General features: G+C 74.8%; 18 protein-coding genes. 6 read left to right on the forward strand and 12 right to left on the reverse strand.

Annotation, left to right across the window (positions count from 1 at the left end; all coding sequences use genetic code 11):
* The first annotated feature begins 61 nt into the window (after window positions 1–61).
* Window positions 62–679 carry a class I SAM-dependent methyltransferase gene (locus tag HNR61_RS24830; RefSeq protein WP_182845557.1) on the forward strand — a complete coding sequence of 206 codons (618 nt, stop codon included), beginning with the start codon at window positions 62–64 and terminating at the stop codon, window positions 677–679.
* Window positions 676–1,224, forward strand: a complete 549-nt coding sequence (locus tag HNR61_RS24835; protein ID WP_182845558.1) for a TrmH family RNA methyltransferase — start codon at window positions 676–678, stop codon at window positions 1,222–1,224. Before HNR61_RS24830 ends, HNR61_RS24835 begins: the two co-directional genes overlap by 4 nt.
* Window positions 1,225–1,297: 73 nt before the next feature.
* On the opposite strand, the gene HNR61_RS24840 is transcribed toward HNR61_RS24835, so the two are convergent.
* Complete coding sequence (locus tag HNR61_RS24840) at window positions 1,298–1,516, reverse strand: EF-hand domain-containing protein (RefSeq protein WP_182845559.1); 219 nt, start codon at window positions 1,514–1,516, stop codon at window positions 1,298–1,300.
* 113 nt (window positions 1,517–1,629) lie between these two features.
* Here HNR61_RS24840 and HNR61_RS24845 point away from each other — a divergent pair, with 113 nt between their 5' ends.
* Window positions 1,630–2,451 (forward strand): glycerophosphodiester phosphodiesterase family protein, encoded by an 822-nt coding sequence (locus HNR61_RS24845; protein WP_182845560.1) that lies wholly within the window; start codon window positions 1,630–1,632, stop codon window positions 2,449–2,451.
* 85 nt (window positions 2,452–2,536) lie between these two features.
* On the opposite strand, the gene HNR61_RS24850 is transcribed toward HNR61_RS24845, so the two are convergent.
* The 10 genes from HNR61_RS24850 to HNR61_RS24895 all read right to left on the reverse strand — a co-directional run bounded on the left by HNR61_RS24850 (window position 2,537) and on the right by HNR61_RS24895 (window position 17,010).
* Complete coding sequence (locus HNR61_RS24850) at window positions 2,537–3,082, reverse strand: hypothetical protein (RefSeq protein WP_182845561.1); 546 nt, start codon at window positions 3,080–3,082, stop codon at window positions 2,537–2,539.
* A gap of 52 nt (window positions 3,083–3,134) precedes the next feature.
* Entirely contained in the window at window positions 3,135–3,944 is an 810-nt protein-coding gene (locus tag HNR61_RS24855) for an ArsR/SmtB family transcription factor (RefSeq protein WP_312898082.1), read from the reverse strand.
* 58 nt (window positions 3,945–4,002) lie between these two features.
* Window positions 4,003–5,763, reverse strand: coding sequence for a non-ribosomal peptide synthetase (locus HNR61_RS24860; protein WP_182845562.1), 1,761 nt, complete (start codon window positions 5,761–5,763; stop codon window positions 4,003–4,005).
* A 2-nt stretch (window positions 5,764–5,765) separates the two neighbouring features.
* Window positions 5,766–7,397 (reverse strand): acyl-CoA dehydrogenase family protein, encoded by a 1,632-nt coding sequence (locus HNR61_RS24865; protein WP_182845563.1) that lies wholly within the window; start codon window positions 7,395–7,397, stop codon window positions 5,766–5,768.
* Window positions 7,351–8,097 (reverse strand): thioesterase II family protein, encoded by a 747-nt coding sequence (locus HNR61_RS24870; protein WP_182845564.1) that lies wholly within the window; start codon window positions 8,095–8,097, stop codon window positions 7,351–7,353. Before HNR61_RS24870 ends, HNR61_RS24865 begins: the two co-directional genes overlap by 47 nt.
* The gene (locus HNR61_RS24875) at window positions 8,094–11,141 is read right to left on the reverse strand and encodes a type I polyketide synthase (protein WP_220509735.1); all 3,048 of its coding nucleotides are present in this window, start codon (window positions 11,139–11,141) and stop codon (window positions 8,094–8,096) included. The genes HNR61_RS24870 and HNR61_RS24875 overlap by 4 nt, the downstream gene beginning before the upstream one ends.
* Window positions 11,138–12,427: an MFS transporter gene (locus HNR61_RS24880; protein WP_182845565.1), complete on the reverse strand. Its 1,290-nt coding sequence runs from the start codon at window positions 12,425–12,427 to the stop codon at window positions 11,138–11,140. The genes HNR61_RS24875 and HNR61_RS24880 overlap by 4 nt, the downstream gene beginning before the upstream one ends.
* Window position 12,428: 1 nt before the next feature.
* The gene (locus tag HNR61_RS24885; protein ID WP_182845566.1) at window positions 12,429–12,632 is read right to left on the reverse strand and encodes an MbtH family protein; all 204 of its coding nucleotides are present in this window, start codon (window positions 12,630–12,632) and stop codon (window positions 12,429–12,431) included.
* A gap of 58 nt (window positions 12,633–12,690) precedes the next feature.
* Entirely contained in the window at window positions 12,691–15,987 is a 3,297-nt protein-coding gene (locus HNR61_RS24890) for a non-ribosomal peptide synthetase (protein WP_182845567.1), read from the reverse strand.
* 441 nt (window positions 15,988–16,428) lie between these two features.
* On the reverse strand, window positions 16,429–17,010 hold the full coding sequence (locus HNR61_RS24895) for a TetR/AcrR family transcriptional regulator (protein WP_182845568.1): 582 nt from the start codon (window positions 17,008–17,010) through the stop codon (window positions 16,429–16,431).
* A gap of 90 nt (window positions 17,011–17,100) precedes the next feature.
* Here HNR61_RS24895 and HNR61_RS24900 point away from each other — a divergent pair, with 90 nt between their 5' ends.
* A complete protein-coding gene (locus tag HNR61_RS24900) occupies window positions 17,101–17,961 on the forward strand; it encodes an NAD(P)-dependent oxidoreductase (RefSeq protein ID WP_182845569.1) in 861 nt (286 codons plus the stop codon).
* 18 nt (window positions 17,962–17,979) lie between these two features.
* Here the strand turns inward: HNR61_RS24900 and HNR61_RS24905 are convergent, their stop codons facing one another.
* Window positions 17,980–18,297: a type II toxin-antitoxin system Phd/YefM family antitoxin gene (locus HNR61_RS24905; RefSeq protein WP_182845570.1), complete on the reverse strand. Its 318-nt coding sequence runs from the start codon at window positions 18,295–18,297 to the stop codon at window positions 17,980–17,982.
* Between the two features lie 94 nt (window positions 18,298–18,391).
* On the opposite strand from HNR61_RS24905, the gene HNR61_RS24910 reads away from it, so the two are divergent.
* On the forward strand, window positions 18,392–19,039 hold the full coding sequence (locus HNR61_RS24910; protein WP_182845571.1) for a ClpP family protease: 648 nt from the start codon (window positions 18,392–18,394) through the stop codon (window positions 19,037–19,039).
* Window positions 19,036–19,659, forward strand: a complete 624-nt coding sequence (locus HNR61_RS24915) for an ATP-dependent Clp protease proteolytic subunit (RefSeq protein ID WP_182845572.1) — start codon at window positions 19,036–19,038, stop codon at window positions 19,657–19,659. The genes HNR61_RS24910 and HNR61_RS24915 overlap by 4 nt, the downstream gene beginning before the upstream one ends.
* Window positions 19,660–19,679 lie beyond the last annotated feature (20 nt).

The following is a 19,679-nucleotide window of genomic DNA, read 5'->3' on the forward strand; positions in this document are numbered from 1 at the left end:
CACCACCACGCCCCACCGCCGCGCAACGACACCCCCCGCCCAGCCGGTAAGGTCGCACGACGTGGGGGAACACTACTTCGCCGAACAGCCCGGAACCGCCAGCCGCACGCGCACCATCGACCTGGTCCTGCCCGACCTGCACCTGCGCCTGGCCACCGACCGCGGCGTCTTCTCACCCGACCGCGTCGACCTGGGCACCCGCATCCTGCTGGAGACCGTCCCGGCGCCCCCCGACACCGGCGACCTGCTCGACCTGGGCTGCGGCTACGGCCCCATCGCCCTCACCATGGCGACCCGCGCGCCGCAGGCGCGGATATGGGGCGTCGATGTCAATCGACGCGCGATCGAGCTGGCTGGGCGTAATGCTCAAACCGCCGGCCTTGACAACGTAAGGTTCGGTCTGGCCGACGACATCGACCCCGACCTGCGCTTCGCGGCGATCTGGTCCAACCCCCCGATCCGCATCGGCAAGGCCGCCCTGCACGACCTGCTGCTCACCTGGCTGCCCCGCCTCACCCCCACCGGCCAGGCCCACCTGGTCGTCCAGAAGCACCTGGGCTCGGACTCCCTCCAGCGCTGGCTGGCCGACCAGGGCTTCCCCACCCGACGCCTCGCCTCCCGCTCGGCCTACCGGATCCTCCAGGTCTCGGCCCGCACCCAGGAAGGACAGACCCGATGAGCACGCCCGCCGGGCCCCGCAAGCAGCTGCGCCCCACCGACGTCAAACGCCTCAACCGCGACTGGCGCCGCCGCACCGAGGGCCGCCTGGGCCTGCTGGTCGAATCGGTCACCCAGCCGTTCAACATGGGCTCCATCATCCGCAGCGCCGCCGTCTTCGGCGTGGAGCACCTGTGGCTGGCCGGCAACGCCATCCACCCCGACCACCGCAACGTCGACAAGACCGCCCTGGGCACCGAACGCCTGGTCGCCTGGGAACACGCCGGAACCGCCGCCGAGGCCGCCGCCGCCGTCCGCAAGCAGGGCCTGCGCCTGGTCGCGATCGAGCTCACCGGCGACGCCCTCCCCCTGCACGAGGCACCCCTGGACGGCGACGTGTGCCTGGCCGTGGGCGGCGAGGACCACGGCTGCTCCCCCGCCCTGCTGGCCGCCGCCGACGCCGTCGCCTACATCCCCCAGATCGGCCGCGTCGGCTCCCTCAACGTCGCCGTCGCCACCGCCATCGCCCTGGCCGAGGCCCGCCGCCGCGAATGGGCCGCCACCTGACCACCCGCCGAGCCGGCTGAACGCAGACGGGCGCGGGCGACTTCGAGCACCGCCCGCGGCACGGCCCGCGCCCCTACCGCCGGGCCGCCTCCATCAGCGCCGCGAACTCCTCCAGCGAGATCTTCCCGTCCCCGTTGGCGTCGGCCGCCACGACCACCTCCACGGCCCGCAGGGTGCTGACCTCCTGCCCCAGCACCCGCATCAGGTTCTTCACCTCCTCCACCGACACGAACCCGTCGCCGTCCACATCGACCATCTCGAACGTCGCCCGGTACTGCTCCACATCCGCCATGCCGGCTCCTCCCCTGGCGCGGACAACTGACGCTCCAGGACGGTAGCAGCTCCCCACCCCCGCCCTTGACAAAGTAAGGTCCGGTCGGGGGCCGGGACCGGCATAATCGACCCGTGGCGCGTTCCTACGAATTCCTCGACCACCCCGGACCCATCCCCTTCGCCCACCGCGGCGGCAACGGCCGCCCCGAGAACTCCATGGCCGCCTTCCAACGCGCCGTCGACCTGGGCTACCGCTACCTGGAGACCGACGCCCACGCCACCGCCGACGGCAAGGTCGTCGCCTTCCACGACCGCACCCTGGACCGCGTCACCGACCGCACCGGCGCCATCGCCGCCCTCCCCTACAGCGAGGTCGCCAGGGCCCGCATCGACGGGACCGAGCCCATCCCCCTGCTGGAGGACCTGCTGGGCTCCTTCCCCGACGCCCGCGTCAACATCGACCTCAAGGACGCCCCCGTCATCGGCCCCCTCGCCGAGGTCCTGCACCGCACCAAGGCCTGGCACCGCATCTGCGTCACCTCCTTCTCCACCCGCCGCCTGGCCCAGATGCGCGCCCGCCTCCCCCTCTACACCGACGCCGACGTGTGCATGTCCCTGGGCCCGCGCGGCGTGGCGGCCCTGCGCGCCCGCTCGGCGGGAGGTCCGGCCGGAAAGCTCATCCGCCTGGCCGCCACCGGCATCGCCTGCGCCCAGGTCCCCCACAGCCTGGGCCCGATGCCGTTCGTCAGCGCGTCGTTCATCGCCCAGGCCCACGAGCTGGGGCTGCAGGTCCACGCCTGGACCGTCAACGACCCCCTGGAGATGGAACGCCTCCTCGACATGGGCATCGACGGCATCATGACCGACGAGCTGGTGACCCTCCGCCACGTCATGGCCGCCCGCGGCCAGTGGTTCCGCCCCCTCCCCTCCCCCGGCTCCTGCCACCGGAGCTAGCGGCGACACGGGGAGCGGCGACGGCGGCCGTGCCGTGCCCGAAGCCGCCTGGCTCCGGACACGGCACGGCCGCCGTCATCACAGGTCAGGCGTCGGCCTCCGCAAGGTCCGCCACGGGGCGGCCGTTCGGCAGGAGGGCCAGGAGCTGCCGGGTGTGACCGGGCAGCTCGGTTTCCGCGAGCCCGGTGAGGAGGTCCCTCAGCGGCAGGGGCTGGTCGACCAGGACGGCATCGTGGGACAGCAGCCGGGTGGGCACCGGCGTGTCGAGTTCGGCGTCGCTCAGCATCGGCCCGCCGAGCGCGCACAGGGCGTCCGCCTGGAGGCGGATGCGGTCCCGTAGCCCCGCGTTGCCCCCGGCCAGGGTGATCAGGCGTTCGATGGTCCAGGTGTCGAGTGCCATGCGGTTGTCGTAGGTGGCGTTCACCCCCGCGGTGATGGCGGACACCGCGGTGAGGGTGGTGGCGTTGATGAGGGCGACGTGCGCCAGGATCTGGTCGGCGTTCCATTCGCCGGCCGGCGGGGTGGGACCCGTGCCGCCGGAGCCGGTGTCACCGGAGTCGGCGGAGTCGGCGACGGTGGCGGCGGCGTCCAGCAGCGCGCGGTAGGCCCCCCGGAGCGGGGCGGTGTCCATCGTGTCCTGCCTCTTTCGGTGTCGCGCGGGAGGTGTCGGGGCGGGCGCCGTCTCAGGCGTGCGCGTCCGACATCTCCCACGGCGCCTGCGGGAGGACCTCGCCGGTCTCCAGCAGCGACTTGAGGTTGGCCAGCACCGCCGGCCACCCGCGCGAGACGCCCTCGAACATCTCCCGGTTGGGGAAGTTCTCGTGGGTCACGGTGAGGCGGACGATGTCCTGGTGCGGTTCGACGAGGAAGGTGACCAGTGACGGCTCCCGGGGCGACTCGGCGTCGGGGACGTCGTCGAAGGTGATGACCAGGCGCGTCGGGGGGTCGGTCTCGACGACCTTGCCGACGACGTCGACGACGTCCGAGCCGTCGGCGCGCCGGTGCTCCCAGGTCGAGCCCGCCCGCCAGTCCGAGACGTTGTCGTGCCCCCAGTAGCGGGCCGTCAGGTCCGCGTCGGTCAGGGCGCGCCACACCTGTTCGGCGCTCGCGCGGATGTAGGTGACGTAGACGTAGGTCGGCACGGACGTGAGCGTGTCGGTCATGGCGTACTCCTCTGCCTGGTGCTTGATGGCGCTGATGGCTTGCAGGCGGGGCCTGTCGAACTCCGAGATCCAGCGCTCCTCGATCTCGTGGATCGGTGTCGGGTTGAGGTAGTGGAGGCGTTCCCGTCCGCGGCGCACGACGGTCACGAGGTCGGCGCGCACCAGGACGTCCAGGTGCTGGGTCGCCGACTGGCGCGCCATGTCCAGGTGTTCGCACAGCTCGCTCAGCGTCTGCCCGTTGTGCTCGCGCAGACGGTCGAGCAGCAGCCGGCGGGTCGGATCGGCCAGCGCTTTGAAGACCGGGTCCATCGCTCTCGCTTCGAGGCTCACCCCACCATTATGCAGGTATTTGCCTGCATAATGTCAACGGCTCCCCCTCCGCCGCTGGTCAGGCGGCTTCCACCAGCTCGGCCATCTCGGCGATGGTGGGGTGGTCGAACACCAGGCTCAGGGAGATCTCCACCCCCAGCGCGACGCGCAGGCGCGAGACCATGCGGTTGGCCAGCAGGGAGTGCCCGCCGAGCTCGAAGAAGTCGTCGTGCCGGCCGATGTCGCCCAGCGCGAACAGCTCCCGCCAGATCGCCGCGATCGACGCCTCGACCTCGCTGACCGGCTGCTCCCCCACGGGCTGCTCCCCCACCGGCGGGGACGCGGGGGGAGGGGACGCGTCGGGCAGGTCCCGCAGGGCCCGGCGGTCCACCTTCCCGTTGGGGTTCAGCGGCAGGCCCGGCGCCACCAGCCAGCGGTCGGGCAGCAGGTAGGCGGGCAGGGTCCCGGTCAGCCGGGACCGCACCTGAGCCAGCCGCCCGGTGACGACGTGGGCGACGAGGATCTTGTCCTCGGCCGCCTCGCCCCGGACCACCACGGCCGCGTCCCGCACGTCGGGGTCGGCGCGCAGGGCCTCCTCGATCTCGGCGGGCTCCACGCGGAACCCGCGGCGCTTGACCTGGTCGTCGGCCCGGCCCAGGAACTCCAGCGCGCCGTCGGGGCGCAGGCGCACCAGGTCTCCGGTGTCGTAGAGGCGCCCGCCCGGCGTCCAGGGGTCGGGGACGAAGCGTTCGGCGGTCAGGGCCGGGTCGCCCAGGTAGCCGCGCGCCAGGCCCGCGCCGCCGACGTACAGGCGGCCCTCGGCGGCCGGGGCCAGGTCCTCATCCAGGACGTGGACCGAGGTCGCGCGGATGGGGTGGCCGATCGCGGTGTCGTTCCCGCCGGTGACGGGGTGGGTCGTGGTGAACGTGGTCGCCTCGGTGGGCCCGTAGGCGTTGATGAGGCGGCAGCCCGGAGCGGCCTCGACGAACCGCCGGGCGTGGGTGGGCGACAGCACGTCGCCGCCGGTGAGCAGCTGCCGCATCCCCGCCAGCGCCTCGGGGCACTCGTCGGCCATCAGGTGGAACAGGCCGGTGGTGAGGAACGCGGTGGTGACCCGGTGCTCCCGGATGAGGGCGCCCAGCTCGCGGACCGACGCCTGGCCCGAGGGGCTGATCACCAGGCGGGCGCCGTTGGCGAGGGCGCCCCAGATCTCGAACGTGGCCGCGTCGAAGGACGGGGAGGACATGTGCAGGACGACCTCGCCGTCGAGGTCGGCGTAGCCGGGACGGTGCACCAGGCGGGTCACCCCGCTGTGGCGGACGGCCACGCCCTTGGGCCGGCCGGTGGAGCCGGAGGTGAACATCACGTAGGCGAGGTTGTCGGGGCCGACCCGGGGGCGGTGGCTCGGAGACGGGGACGAGGCAGGGGTCGGGTCGGTGCCGGGGGTGAGCACGGTGGCCCCGGTCGCGGGCAGGCGCCCGGCCAGGTCCGGATCGGTGACGATCACGGTGGTGCCGGTGGCGTCCACCATCAGGTCCAGGCGGTGGGCGGGGTAGGCCGGGTCCAGCGGGACGTAGTGGCCGCCCGCGCGCAGGACCGCCAGGATCGTGACGACGAACTCCGGTGAGCGTTCCAGGAACACCCCGACCGGGGTCTCCAGGGTGACGCCCTCGTGCGCCAGGCGGTCGGCCAGGTGGTCGGCGCGGGCGTTGAGCTCGCCGTAGGTGAGGCGCTGGTCGCGGTGGACGAGCGCCACGCGGTCGGCCGGCTGGGCGGCGACCAGGTCGTGGACGCGGGGTTCGAGCAGCAAGGGCTCGGTCGTCAAGGGTTCGGTCATCATGGTCAGGTCCTTGTGAGGTGGTCGAACCGGTCGGTGTGCAGGGTGGTGCGGCTGGTGGCGGCGCGGCCCGGTTCGCCGAGCCGCGACCGCAGCTCCGCCAGGCGGTGCCGGGAGGCGGCGCAGGAGACGTCGGCCAGGTCGGCGGTCGCGGGCAGGTCGGCCGAGCGGGCCAGCACGACGGTCATGCTGAGCAGCTCGGCGGCGATCGCCCCGGCGGTGGCCAGGGTGTGCTGGTCGCCGCCGAGGTCCGCCAGCCAGTGGGCCTGGGCCGCCACGAAGGCCAGGTGGTCCCCGTTGCGGGGGGTCAGCGCCGGGTCGCGGGGCGGCGCGGCCGGCGGGTGGGGCGGGGCGGGACGGCGGGCGGAGCGGGCCGACCACAGGTCGAGCAGGAAGTCCACGCCGCCCGCCACCCGCAGGGCGCGGGCGTCGCGGAAGGCCCGTTCGACCGGCAGCGGCACGGCCCCGCGCCCGGCCTTGCTGCGCGCGGTCTCATAGCCCTCCGCGCCCAGCAACGACACCGTGCGGTCCACGGTGCGCCAGCACAGGCGCGAGGCGAGGTTCTTCACCGCGGTCAGGTCGGGCCGGGTGTCGGCGCGGTCGCCGCCCAGCAGGGACCAGGCGAGCAGCGACTCGATCGTGAACACGTCCGCCGCGGTCGCGCCGACCAGCCGCTGGATCTGGTCGTACTCGCCGAGCCCGCGGCCGTCGATGGCGCGGCGGCCCACGAAGTCGCGCGTCCACACCAGGCACGACCGGGCGATGCCGAGCGCGGTCGGGCCGACCACCAGGTTGCGGGCGGACATGGCCAGCGCCGCGAGCGCGCCGGGGTCGGTCTCGCCCGGACGCATCCGCCAGCCGTCGGCGGACTCGGGGAGCAGGCGGTCGGCCGGGACGCGGACGCCGGTCAGGCGCAGGGCCCCGATCTCGGCGCCGCGCAGCCCCATGAACTCGTGCCGGGCGACCACCTCCACGCCGGGCGCGTCCAGGTCGACGAAGAACAGCCGCACCTCGTCGGTGCCCTCGACGGTCGCCGAGACGTCCATCAGGTCGGCCACCGGCGCGTTGCCGATGAAGACCTTCTCGCCGGTGAGCAGGTAGGCGGCCCCGTCCTCGACCGGGACGGCGGTGGTGGCGCGGCGCCGGTTGGCGGTGCCGAGGGGTTCGGCGTCGGCGCCGCCGGAGACGATGCCCGCCGCGACCCGGTCGGCGATCAGGTCGCGGAGCGGGCCGGGCGGCAGCACCTGGAGGTAGGAGCCCGAGCCGAAGCCGTTGGTGATGGCGAGGGTGAACGCCACCGGCGCCGACCACCGGGCGGCGGCCTCCACCACGCGCGCGGCGTTCGCCCACGACAGGCCGAGGCCGCCCAGCGCCGGGTCGATCATCAGGCGCAGCAGCCCGGCCTTGGCCAGGGCCTCCTGGAGGCCCGCGGGGAGGCGGCCGGTCCGGTCGGTCTCCTCGGGGTCCACCCGGGCGTGCAGCAGGGCGGTCACGGCGGCGACCGCGGCGTCGCCCGCCGCCCGCTCCGGCTCGCTCGGCCGGGGGAAGGGGCGGACCAGATCCCACCGGACGCGTCCGGCGAACAGCTCGTCAAACACGCTCGGCGAGCGCACGGTCGAGGTGGGTGAGCAGGTCATCAGGGTTCTCCCGGAAGTAGAAGTGGTCGCCGGCGAAGACGCGCAGCGTGAAGGGCCCGGTCGTGTAGTCCTCCCAGGCGGCCAGGCGCACCGCGTCCTCCCGGTCCCGGCTGCCCCCGTAGACGGTGACGGCGCAGTCGAGCGGCGGCGCCGGGGCCGGGCGGTAGGAGGCGACGATCGACAGGTCGGCGCGCAGGCCGCCGAGGACCAGCCCGGCCAGTTCGGGGTCGGTGCGCAGCTCGGCGGGCAGCGGTCCGTGCTCGGCCTCGACGGCGGCGATGAGCCCGGGGCCGTCCAGCGTGTGCACGGGCGGGCCGGGGCGGTGCAGGTGCGGCGCGCCGTAGGCCGACAGGAACAGCGCCCGCGGCCCCGGCCTGCCCTGCGCGCGCAGCGCCAGCGCGGTCTCGTAGGCGGCCAGCGCGCCCAGGCTGTGGCCGAAGAAGGCGTAGGGCGCCGAGCCGAAGTCGGCCTCGGCCGTCAGCGTCTCCACCAGCGCCTCCATCGTGGTCGGCGCGGGCTCGGCGAGGCGTCCGCCGCGTCCCGGCGGCTGGACGCCCCACACCTCGGCCGAGGGCAGCCGGGCCGACCAGCGCAGGTACTCGCCGGCCGAGCCCCCGCTGTGGGGGAAGCAGTACAGGCGCGGCGCGGTCCCGTCCTGCCCGGGGCGGCGGAGCAGCCACCGGGATCGGGTCGCGGTCATGAGGCGGGCCTTTCGGTGTCGAGGCGTTCGGTGTCGAGGCGTTCGGTGTCGAGGTGTTCGGTGTCGAGGAGGCGGGCCAGGCGCGCCACCGTCGGGGCCCGGAACAGGGCCCGTGCGGTGAGCGCGCGGCCGGTCGCCTCGCGGATCATCGCCAGTGCCTGGGCCGCCACCAGCGAGTCGCCGCCCAGCTCGAAGAAGTCGTCGTGCGGGCCGATCCCGTCCATCCCGAGCACGGTCGCGAAGGCATGGGCGACCACCCGCCGGGTGCCGTCCATCCCCGCTTCGGTCTCCGGCCGCGCGGGCTCGGGCTCCGGGTCCGGCTGCGGCTCCGGTTCCGGGGCGGACCGGACCGCCTGGAGCGGCGGTGGGGCGGCGGGCGGGTCCAGGCGGAACGGCCTGCGCTCGAACGGGTAGGTGGGCAGCGGCGTGCGGCGGCGCGGTTCGCCGTCGTGCAGCGCGGGCCAGTCGATCTCCACGCCCGTCTGCCACAGCCGGCCGGCCGCGGTCAGCATCGCCCGCGCGCCGCCGTCCGCCTCGCTGGGATGCGGCAGGCTCGGCAGCACGAGCCTGCCGGCGTCCGCGGCGGGGTGCCGCCGGGCGAGCGTGCCCAGGGTGCGGCCGGGCCCGATCTCCAGCAGCGGGCCGGTCTCCGGCCGGCCGAGCAGGGTCGCCAGCGCGTCGGAGAACCGCACGGTGTGGCGCAGGTGGGCGCCCCAGTAGGCGGGGTCGCACGCCTGCTCGGCGGTGACGAGCGCGCCGGTGCGGTCCGACACCCACGGCAGGGACGGCGGAGTGAGGCGCACGCGCGCCACGGCCCGTTCGAACTCGGCGACCACCGGTTCCACCAGGAACGAGTGGGCGGCGGCGCTGATGCGCAGCACGCGGCCGTCCACGCCGTCGGTGGCCAGCCGCCGGCGCAGCGCCGCGACGTCGAGCGCGTGCCCGGCGACGACGCACTGCGCCGGGCCGTTGATCGCGGCGATCGACAGGCGGTCGCCCAGGCGGGGCAGCAGCTCCCGCTCCGGGAGCGGCACCGCGAGCATCGCGCCGTCGGGCAGGCTCTCCAGCAGCCGGCCGCGTTCGAGCACCAGGTGCAGGGCGTCGGCGACCTCCAGCACCCCGGCGATCGTGGCCGCGGCGTAGGCGCCCAGGCTGTGCCCGGCCACCACGCCGGGCCGCACGCCCCAGGACCGCCAGAGCCGGGCCAGCGCGTACTCGACCGCGAACAGCGCGGGCTGGGCGATCCGCATGCTCGCCATCGCCTGCTCGGCCGTACGGTCGCGCGCCGGGCCCCGCGGGTACAGCACGTCGCGCAGGTCCAGCCCGAGGGCCGGGAGGGCGAGCTCGGCGCAGTGGTCGATCTCGGCGCGGAAGACCGGCTCGTGCTCGTACAGGTCGCGCGCCATCCCCACGTGCTGCCCGCCCTGGCCGGGGAACAGGAACGCCGGGTCGGGCGGGGCGCCTCCCCCGGTGCCCGCGCCGGTCGCGGCGCCGTGGGGGCCGTCGGTGAGCGCGGCGATCGCCTGGTCGCGGTCGGCGGCGACCACGAAGGCCCGGTGCGGGAACGCGCGGCGTCCGGTCTGCAGGGTCCAGGCCACGTCCCCCAGGGGCGCGCCGGCCGGTCGCAGGCCGTCGGCCAGGCGCGCGGCGGCGGCGTCCAGCGCCCGCGGGGAACGCGCCGACAGCGGCAGCAGGTGGAGGGGGCGGCGGTCCCCGGCGGGCTCCGCCACGGGCTCCACCACGGGCGCCTCCTCGACGATGACGTGGGCGTTGGTGCCGCCCAGGCCCAGGGAGTTGACGCCCGCGCGCCGGGGCCGGCCCGCCCGGCGCGGCCAGGGCCGCGCCACCGCGTTGACCGTGAACGGGCTCGCCGCGAAGTCGATCATCGGGTTGGGTTCGCGGAAGTGCGGGGTGGGCGGGACCAGCTCGTGGGCCAGGGCCAGCACCGCCTTGATCAGGCCGATCACGCCCGCGGCGGCGTCGGTGTGCCCGATGTTGGGCTTGACCGAGCCGAGCAGGGTGGTCCCGACGCCGGGTCCGTAGGCCTTGGCCAGCGCGTGGACCTCGATCGGGTCGCCCACGACGGTGCCGGTGCCGTGCGCCTCCACGAACCCGACCGTCGCCGGGTCGATCCCGGCCACCGCCAGCGCGGTGCGGGCGGCCCCGGCCTGGCCGTCGACGCTCGGGGTGGTGAAGCCGGGCTTGGCGGCGCCGTCGTTGTTGATCGCGGTGCCCAGCAGCACGGCGTGCACGTGGTCGCCGTCGGCCAGCGCGTCCTCCAGCCTGCGCAGCGCCACGATCCCGGCGCCGTCGGCGCCGACGGTCCCGGTCGCCGCGGCGTCGAACGCGCGGACCGTTCCGTCGGCCGACAGCACCCCGTCGTCCCCGCCGACCTCGCCGACCTCGCCGGACGGCGCGGGCCCCTTGATCGTGACGCCGCCGGCCAGCGCCAGGTCGCACTCGCCCGCCAGCAGCGCCTGCGCGGCCGTGTGCACGGCGACCAGCGAGGTCGAGCAGGCGGTCTGGACGGTGACGGCCGGGCCGGTCAGGCCGAGCTTGTAGGCCACGCGGCTGGTCAGGAAGTCCGCGCCGGACGCCAGCCGCAGCTGCCAGTCCGAGACGCCGGGGAAGCGGCCGCGGTTGGCGCGCAGCGTGCCGAAGTGCCCGGTGTCGCCGCTGCCGCCGTACACGCCGATCACGCCGGGGAAGGAGGCGGGGTCGTGGCCGGAGTGTTCCAGGGCCTCCCAGGCGCATTCGAGGAAGACCCGGTGCTGGGGGTCGAGCATGAGCGCCTCGCGCGGCGAGTAGCCGAAGAAGGCCGCGTCGAAGTGGTCGGCGTCGGCCACCATGCCGTAGGCGCCGGGGTGGGAGCGGGTGATGGAGTCGGTGCCCTCGGCGAGTCCCTTCCAGAACTCCCGAAGGCCGCGCGCACCGGGGAACCTCCCGGCCATGCCCACCACGGCCAGGAACGTGCCGTGCTCCTCGTCCCTCCCGCTCCTCTCGTCCATCTCGCGTGTCTCGTCGGTCTCGTTCGTGTCGGTCATGCGGGACTCCCGGCCCGTGCGGGCTGGTCGGCGGCCGGTTCGTCGGCCGAGGGGTAGGAGGTCAGGGCGCGCACCGGCGACAGCAGCGGCGGCACCAGGGACAGGACGGTGATCGCCGCGGCGAGCCAGAGCACGCCGCGCAGCCCCAGGGGCGCGACCAGCAGGCCGCCCAGGGCCGCGCCCAGCGGCACGGTCCCCCAGGTGATGAAGCGCAGCGTGGCGTTCATGCGCCCGAGCAGGCGGGCGGGCGTCGCGGTCTGGCACAGCGTCACCTGGACGACGTTGAACAGCACGACGCCCAGGTAGACCACGAACAGGCCGGCGGCGAACCCGGCGGCCCCGCCCGCCAGGGGGATCATCAGCGCGCCGGCGGCGAAGACCGCGACCGAGCCGATCAGGGCCCGGCCCGGTCCGAGCCGTTCGACGGCGGGCGTGCTCAGCACCGCCCCCAGCAGGCCGCCGGCGTTGCCGATCGCGAGCGCGGCGCCGACGGCGCCGGCGCTCAGGCGCAGGGTGTCGACGGCGTAGACGACCTGGAGGGCGAGCACCGCGGCGAACGCCAGCTCGGCGGCGGCGGCGCACAGCGTGACGGGCCGCAGCAGCCGGTGCCCGAAGACGAAGCGGAGGCCCTCGCCGATCTCGGCGCGCAGCCCTGGGCGCTCGGCCGACGGCCGGGCCCGCCCGGCCCGGACGCCGTCGCGCGCCCCGCCGGGAACGCGCAGCAGGAAGGCGGCCGAGGCCAGGTAGCTCAGCACGTCCACCGCCAGCGCGACCGGGGCGGTCAGCGCCTGGATCAGGACGCCGCCCGCCGCCGGGCCCGCCAGCTGCGCCACCGAACGCGAGCTTTCCAGCTTGGCGTTCCCGCTGGTGAGCTGCTCCTCGTCGACGATGCTCGGCAGCAGCGACAGCTGGGCGACGTCGAAGAACAGCGTGCCGAGGCCGATGGCGAAGGCCACCGCGTACAGCAGCGGCATGGTCAGCATGTCGAGCGCGTAGGCGACGGGCACCGTCACCAGCGCCGCCGCCCGCACCAGGTCGGTGGCGATCAGCACCGGGCGCAGCGGGAGCCGCTCCACCCAGGCCCCGGCGGGCAGGCCCAGCAGCAGGACCGGCACGAACTCCACCGCGGCCAGCAGGCTCACCTCCAGCGCGGAGGCTCCCAGCAGCAGCGCCACCATCGGGAAGGCCAGCATCGTCAGGTGCGTGCCCACCAGGCTGACCGAGTGGGCGGCCCACAGGTTGCGGAAGGCTCCGTCGCGCCAGAGGGGGTCGGGTCGTCGTCGCATGTCAGGCTCCCATCGCCGTGCGTACGCCGCGGGGGCGCAGGTCGGTCCAGACCGTGCGGATGTGCTCCAGGCACTCGGCCCTGGTGCCGGTCACGCCGACCTCGGCCCAGCCGCGCGGCGCGGGGCGGCCGGTGGGCCACAGGGAGTACTGGTCGTCGTCGTTGCGGACCACGCTGTAGGTGCGCTGGTCGTCGTCATGAGACATGGGTGGTTCGTCCTTCGTCACTGAGGGTCGTCGTCAGGGGGTCGGTTGCCGGGTGGGGTCAGCCGGCGCGGCGGCGCCGGTTGAGGCGGGCCCGGCCGGCCCGCAGCCGCGCGGCCTCGGGCGCCGGGGCGTCCGGCCGGCGCGGTTCGGGCGCCCTGGTGAGGTGGCGGGCCAGGGCAGCGATCGTCGGGTGCTCGTACAGCGCCACCAGGGGCAGCGGCCCTTCGAAGGCCTCGGTGAGGCGGGCGTGGGCCGCCGCCAGCGCGAACGAGTTGCCGCCGAGGTCGAAGAAGTTGTCGTGGACGCCGACCCGGTCGAGGTCCAGGACCTCCTGCCAGACGGCGGCGATCCGGCGTTCGGTGTCGTCGCCCGCCGGGACCGGACGCGCCGTCGCGGTGGCGGCCGGCGGCTCGGGGAGCGCGGAGCGGTCGACCTTGCCTCCGGCGGTCATCGGGAGCGCGGCCAGGGCGACCAGCGCCGACGGCACCAGGTGCACCGGCAGCCGCCCGGCGAGGAAGGCCCGCAGGTCGGCCGGGACCTCGACCGGTCCCGCCGGGTCCGCGCCGGCCGGGTCCGCGCCGGCCGGGTCCGCGCCGGCCGGGTCCGCGCCGGCCGAGCGCGGCACGACGTACCCGACCAGGCGGCGGTCGCCGTCGGCCGGGCCGCCGCGCGCCGCGACCACCGCCCGGGTGATCTGCGGGTGCGCGCACAGCGCGGCCTCCACCTCGGCGGGCTCGATGCGGTAGCCGCGCACCTTGAGCTGCTCGTCCAGGCGGCCGAGCACCTCCAGCGCGCCGTCGTGGCGCCAGCGGGCGCGGTCCCCGGTGCGGTGCAGCCGCCGGCCGTCGGCGAACGGGTGCGGCACGAAGCGCTCGGCGGTCAGGTCGGGGCGGCCCAGGTAGCCGCGGGCCAGGCCCGCGCCGCCCAGGTACAGCTCGCCGCCGACGCCGGGCGGGACCGGCCGCAGGTCCTCGTCGAGCACGTACGCCTCCAGGCCGTCGATCGGGGAACCGATCGGCACGGTGGCGCCCGTCATCGGACCCTGGACGCGGTGCGCGACCGCCGTGACGGTGGTCTCGGTCAGCCCGTAGGCGTTGATCACCGGGACCGGGTGCCTGCGGCACCAGGCCCGCAGCGTCCCGGCGTCCACGTTCTCGCTGCCGACGACCAGCAGCCGCAGCCGGGAGGGGGCGTCGCCGGGGAGGGAGGCGGCCCACTGCTGCCAGTAGCTCGCGGGCAGGTTGGCGACGGTGACCTCGCCCTTCTCCAGGACGGCGGTCAGGGCGCGCGGCGGCGGGGGCGGCCCGGGCAGCGCCACCACGCAGCCTCCCGCCAGCCAGGTCGGGAAGATCTCCTCGGCCGCCACGTCGAAGCCGAAGCCGGCGAACTGCAGCACGCGGTCGTCCGCGGTCAGCCCGAACATCTCCCGCATCGCCCGCGCGTGGTTGGCCAGGGATCCATGGGAGACGCCGACGCCCTTGGGCGCCCCGGTCGAGCCGGAGGTGAAGATCGTGTACGCGAGGTCCCCGGCCGCCGCGCCCTGGCTCTCCTCGTCCCTGTCTGCGTCCCTGTCCTGGTCCCCGTCCTGGTCCCCGTCCGGCGCGTCGATGTCCAGCACGCGGGCGGGGACGCCGTCCAGCCGGTGCGCCACGCCGCCCCCGGTGATCACCAGTTCGCCGCCCGCCGTGCCCAGGACCCGTTCCAGGTGCGCGGGCGGGTGGGCGGCGTCGAGCGGCAGGTAGGCGGCCCCGGCCTTGAGGACGCCGAGCAGCGCCACCAGCACCTCCAGGCCGCGCGGCAGCATGATGCCGACCACGTCCCCGCGCCGCGTCCCGGCGGCGCGCAGGCGGCGCGCCAGCCGGTCGGCCCGGGCGTCGAGGTCGGCGTAGCTCAGCGGCGTCCCGTCCAGGCACGCGGCGGGCGCGTCCGGCGTGCGGGCGGCCTGCCGGGCGAACAGCTCGTGCACCGGCACGTCCATCGCGTGCGCCGCCCGGCCCCGGGCCCAGTCGCGCGTGACCAGGGCCTCCTCGCGGTCGTCCAGCAGCGGCAGGCTCGCCACCGGCAGGGCCGGGTCCGCGATCGCCGCCGTCAGCAGCCGGGTGAAGCGGGCGGCGAGGCGTTCGATCGTCCCGGCGTCGTACAGCTCGGTGCTGTAGTTGACGGTGACCTCCAGGCCCCGCCCGTCCGGCGCCTTCACGATCATGAAGTCCAGGTCGAACTTGGCGGTCGGGGGCGCCGCCATCGCGACCTCGGCGGTCAGCCCCGCGAAGCGCGGCGCGGCCAGCGGCCGCGGGTCGAAGGTGAACATGACCTGCACCAGCGGGGTGTGGCTGGGGTCGCGTTCCAGCCCGAGCCCCTCCACCAGCGCCTCGAACGGCAGGCCCTGGTGCTCCAGCACGGCCAGCGTGGCGGCGCGGAGGCGGGCCACCAGTTCCTCGAACGTCGGGTCGCCGGTCAGGTCGGCGCGCACCGGCACCGTCGTCACGAAGAACCCGATCAGCGACTCCAGCTCCGGTCCGGAGCGGCCGCCCACCGGCGTGCCGACCAGCAGGTCGCGGTTTCCCGACAGCCTTCCCAGCAGCGCGGCGTAGGCGGCGAGCAGGACCATGTAGGCGCTCGACCGGCGGGCGCGCGCGAACGCGCCCACCGCCGCCGCCAGCTCCTCGGGCAGCCGGAACACGTGGGTGGCCCCGGCCGTGCCGCGTACCGCGGGCCGCGGCCGGTCGGCGCCCGGCGGCGCGATGGCGGTCGGCGCCCCGGCCAGGTGCCGCCGCCACCAGGCGAGCTCGCCCTCGTCCACCGGCCGCCGCCGCTGCTCGGCCGCGTAGTGCCCGTACTGGACGGGCGGGGCGGGCGGGGCGGTCGGCGTCCCGGCCCCGCCGTAGTGGTCGGCCAGCTCGTCGAACAGCAGGTGCATCGACTCGGCGTCGCACACGATGTGGTGCAGGACGACGACCAGGAGGTGCTCGTCGGTGTCGAGCCGCAGCAGCCGGACGCGCATCAGCGGCCCGGCGGCGAGGTCGAACCGCTCCGCCGCCCAGGCGTCGACCAGCGTGCGCCGGTGCCGGTCGCGTTCCGCGCGCGTCAGGCCGGTGAGGTCGACCAGGGGCAGGACGGGCGGGCGGGGGTCGGCCACCCGCTGGTACGGCTCGCCCCCGCGCTCGGGGAACGTCGTGCGCAGGATCTCGTGGCGGGCCACCACCCGCCCCAGCGCCTCCGTCAGGGCCTCGACGTCGAGCGCGCCCGTCAGGCGGACCACGAACGGGACGTTGTAGGAGGTGTCGCCGGGATTCAGCCGGTCGAGGAACCAGAGCCCGCGCTGCGCGAAGGACAGCGGGTGGTCTGTTTTTGGCATGGGTCGTCTCCCAGTCCGCACAATACGGATGTGAATGGCCGAAGGGTCGTCTACAGCCGCATGCGGTATTCACCGGCACCCGGGGATGGCGGCTTTCGCATGGGTTCAGAAATTGGATGCCGCTTAGTGCCCGGCCGTTGGGTCCTGTTCGCCGAACGGCCGTATGCGGCCAGATCCCCGGTCCCGGGCCTGCTGGGAGCGCCGGGCGGTGGCGGTCTTTTCCGTCAGTTCTTTCCCGCCCCGCCAAGTCGGCTCCCTGTCGAAGCCATTCGAAGACGGTGCGGTGGTTCCATCCGGAAAAACATCGTGGAAAACCCGTACACGGGTACCGAGAAAGGCTTCCCGGGCCTTCGAATTGCCTAGGCAATGGGGCAGCCATGGCAGGGGCCCATGGGCGGGGGTTCCCGGTGGCCGCGCGTGACGGCGCGCGGCGGCCGGCGGTCAGCGGTAGGAGTCGATGAGCCGGGCCAGGTGCCTGCCGGCCAGGCGCAGGGGCGTCTCGCTCTGGGAGACCTGGGCGGACATCTCCGCGCCCTCCAGCGTGTTGATCACCGTGTGGGCGAGGTCGCCGGCCACGTCCTCGGGCAGGCCCGAGCGGCGGAGCCGGTCGGCGACCAGGGCGCGCCAGTGGGCGAAGGCCTGCTCGGCGGCGCGCTGGATCTCCGGCACGCGCCCGGCGCTCTCCAGCGCGGTGGTGGTGATGGGGCAGCCGTCGGCCCATCCGGAGTCGCGCAGGCCCTCGGCCAGCTCGTCGGCGCACGCGATGATCGCCTCCGCCGGGTCGTCCACCCGTTCCAGCGTGGCGCGCAGCAGGTCGCCGAACTCCCGGTCCCCGTGGCGGACGGCCTCGACCGCCAGCTCCGTCTTGCCGCCGGGGAAGAAGTGGTAGACCGAGCCGAGGGTGGCCTGGGCCTCCCGGGAGATCTGCTTGAGGCCGGTCGCCTCGTAGCCCTGCCGCTGCATGAGGCGGGAGGTGGCCCGGACGATCCGTTCCCTGGTGCCGATCTCGTGCTTGGTCCCCATGGCGCCATCGTAGTGGGTAGAACGCTCGTTTTAGAACTGTGCTAGCGTCCCGCTGAGTAGAACGTTCGTTTTAGATGAGGGGGCACACCCATGACCGTCGCATCCGTCACCGTCATCGGCCTCGGCCCCATGGGGCGGGCGATGGCCGCCACCTACCTGGACCGCGGTCACGAGGTCACCGTGTGGAACCGCACGCCGGGCAAGGCCGACGGGCTGGTGGCCCGCGGCGCCCGCCGCGCGGACACCGTGGAGGCCGCGCTGCGGGCCAACGACCTGGTGGTGCTGAGCCTGACCGACCATACCGCCGTGCACGCGATCCTGGAGCAGGCCCCCGCCGCCCTGGCCGGGCGGACCGTGGCCAACCTGACCTCCGACACCCCGGACCGGGCGCGCGAGACGGCCGGGTGGCTCGCCGCCCGCGGCGCCGTGCAGCTCACCGGGGGCGTGCAGGTGCCGCCTCCGGGCATCGGCGCCCCGGAGGCCATGACGTACTACAGCGGCCCCAGGGAGGCGATCGAGGCCCACCGGGCCGCGCTGGAGGTCCTGACCGGCATCGAGTACCTCGGCGAGGACCCGGGCCTGGCCGCGCTGTACTACCAGATCGGGATCGACATGTTCTGGACCGGGCTGGCGGGCTACCTGCACGGCCAGGCGGTCGCGCAGGCCAACGGCATCTCGGCGCGGGAGTTCCTGCCCCGCGCCGTGAAGACCATGGACTTCCGGTACTTCCTGGAGTTCTACGCCCCGCGCATCGACGCCGGCGACCACGGGGGCGATGTGGACAACGTGGCCATGGGGGTGGCCAGCCTGGAGCACGTGCTGCACACCGCGCGGGCGTCGGGGGTGGACGGCTCCCTCCCGGCGGCGGTCCTGGAGCTGTTCCGCCGCGCGGCCGACGCCGGGCGCGGCGGGGACAGCCTCACCAGCCTGACCGAGGTGCTGAAGGCGTAGCGGCCCGGGGCGCCGCGGTCAGCGCGTGAAGCCCGGGGGGCGCAGGGGGCCGGGCTGGCCGGAGGGCTGGCCGGGGGGCCGCAGTTCGGCCGCGATGCGCATCGGGGACGCGTGGTGGGGCCGTTCCGCGCCGTGCTCGGCGGGGTGCTGCTCCCCCACGCCCGTCAGGTCGACGCGTCCGGACTTCACCAGGCGCAGCAGCTCCAGATCCTCGGGCGACACCAGCGCGGCCACCGGCCGTCCGTGACGGGTGAGGAGGACCTCCTCACCTCCGTAGACGACCCGGTTGATCAGGTCCGCCAGGACCTTCCGCGCCTCCGTCACCGCAATATCCACGCGTTCATCCTATAGCGAACACGCTCGGACCACCCTTCACCGCCGACTCCTAAGAATGTACATTTTGTACATCAGTGATCTTGGGGAGGCGCGCATGCCGAAGTTCGAGCAGCCGGCGGGGGCCGGCGGGAAACCCGACACGTACCAAGGACGCTCGCGGGCCTCGGTCACCGCACCGGAGGCGCGGCTCGGCGGGGAACTGCTGTTCCAGCGCCTGCTGGGCCGACGCATCGTGTTCCTGGGACAGGAGATCGACGACGACGTCGCCAACCGCGTGTGCGCGCAGCTCCTGCTGCTGTCCTCCGACGACCCCCGGCGCGACATCACCGTCTACATCAACTCCCCCGGCGGGGTCGTCGACTCGGGGATGGCCATCTACGACATGATGCGGTTCGTGCCCAACGACATCTCCACCGTCGGGCTGGGCATGGCCGCCTCGATGGGCCAGTTCCTGCTGTGCGCGGGAACCCCCGGCAAGCGCTACGCCCTGCGGCACACGCGCATCATGATGCACCAGCCGCACGGCGGCATCGGCGGCACCGCCTCCGACATCCAGATCCAGGCCGAGCAGACGCGGTACCTCAAGCGCACGCTGTTCGAGCGGATCGCCCAGCACACCGGACAGCCCGTCGACAAGATCACCGCCGACGCCGACCGCGACCGCTGGTTCACCGCCGGCCAGGCCCTGGAGTACGGGTTCGTCGACCACGTGGTCGACAGCGTCGAGCGGGTGGGCTCATGACCCCCCACGGCGCCGAGGGCCGCTACGTGATGCCCTCGTTCGTCGAGCGGACCGCCTTCGGCGTCAAGGAGACCAGCCCGTACAACAAGCTGTTCGAGGAACGCATCATCTTCCTCGGCTCACCGGTCGACGACACCGCCGCCAACGACGTCACCGCCCAGCTGCTGGCGCTGGAGGGCATGGACCCCGACCGGCCCATCAACCTGTACGTCAACTCGCCCGGCGGGTCGCTGACGGCCATGATGGCGATCCTGGACACCATGCGCTACGTGCGCCCCGAGGTGGAGACCACCTGCGTGGGGCAGGCCGCATCGGCGGCGGCCATCCTGCTGGCGGCCGGCACGCCCGGCAGGCGCGCGGCGCTGGTCAGCTCCCGCGTCCTGCTGCACGAGCCCGCCGTCGACGCCTCCCGGGGCTCCTCCGCCGACCTGGAGATCCAGGCACGGGAGGTGCTGCGGCTGCGCGAGCAGATGGTGCGGGTCCTGGCCGAGGCGACCGGCCGGGACGCCGACCGCATCGAACGCGACCTGTCACGCCACCGCTACTTCACCGCCGCCGAGGCCAAGGAGTACGGCCTGATCGACACGGTGCTGACCACACGGACCGGCACCTCCCGCTGAACGCGCCGGCGGCGGCCCCG

The organism is Actinomadura kijaniata, assembly GCF_014138665.1.
GTDB lineage: Bacteria > Actinomycetota > Actinomycetes > Streptosporangiales > Streptosporangiaceae > Spirillospora > Spirillospora kijaniata.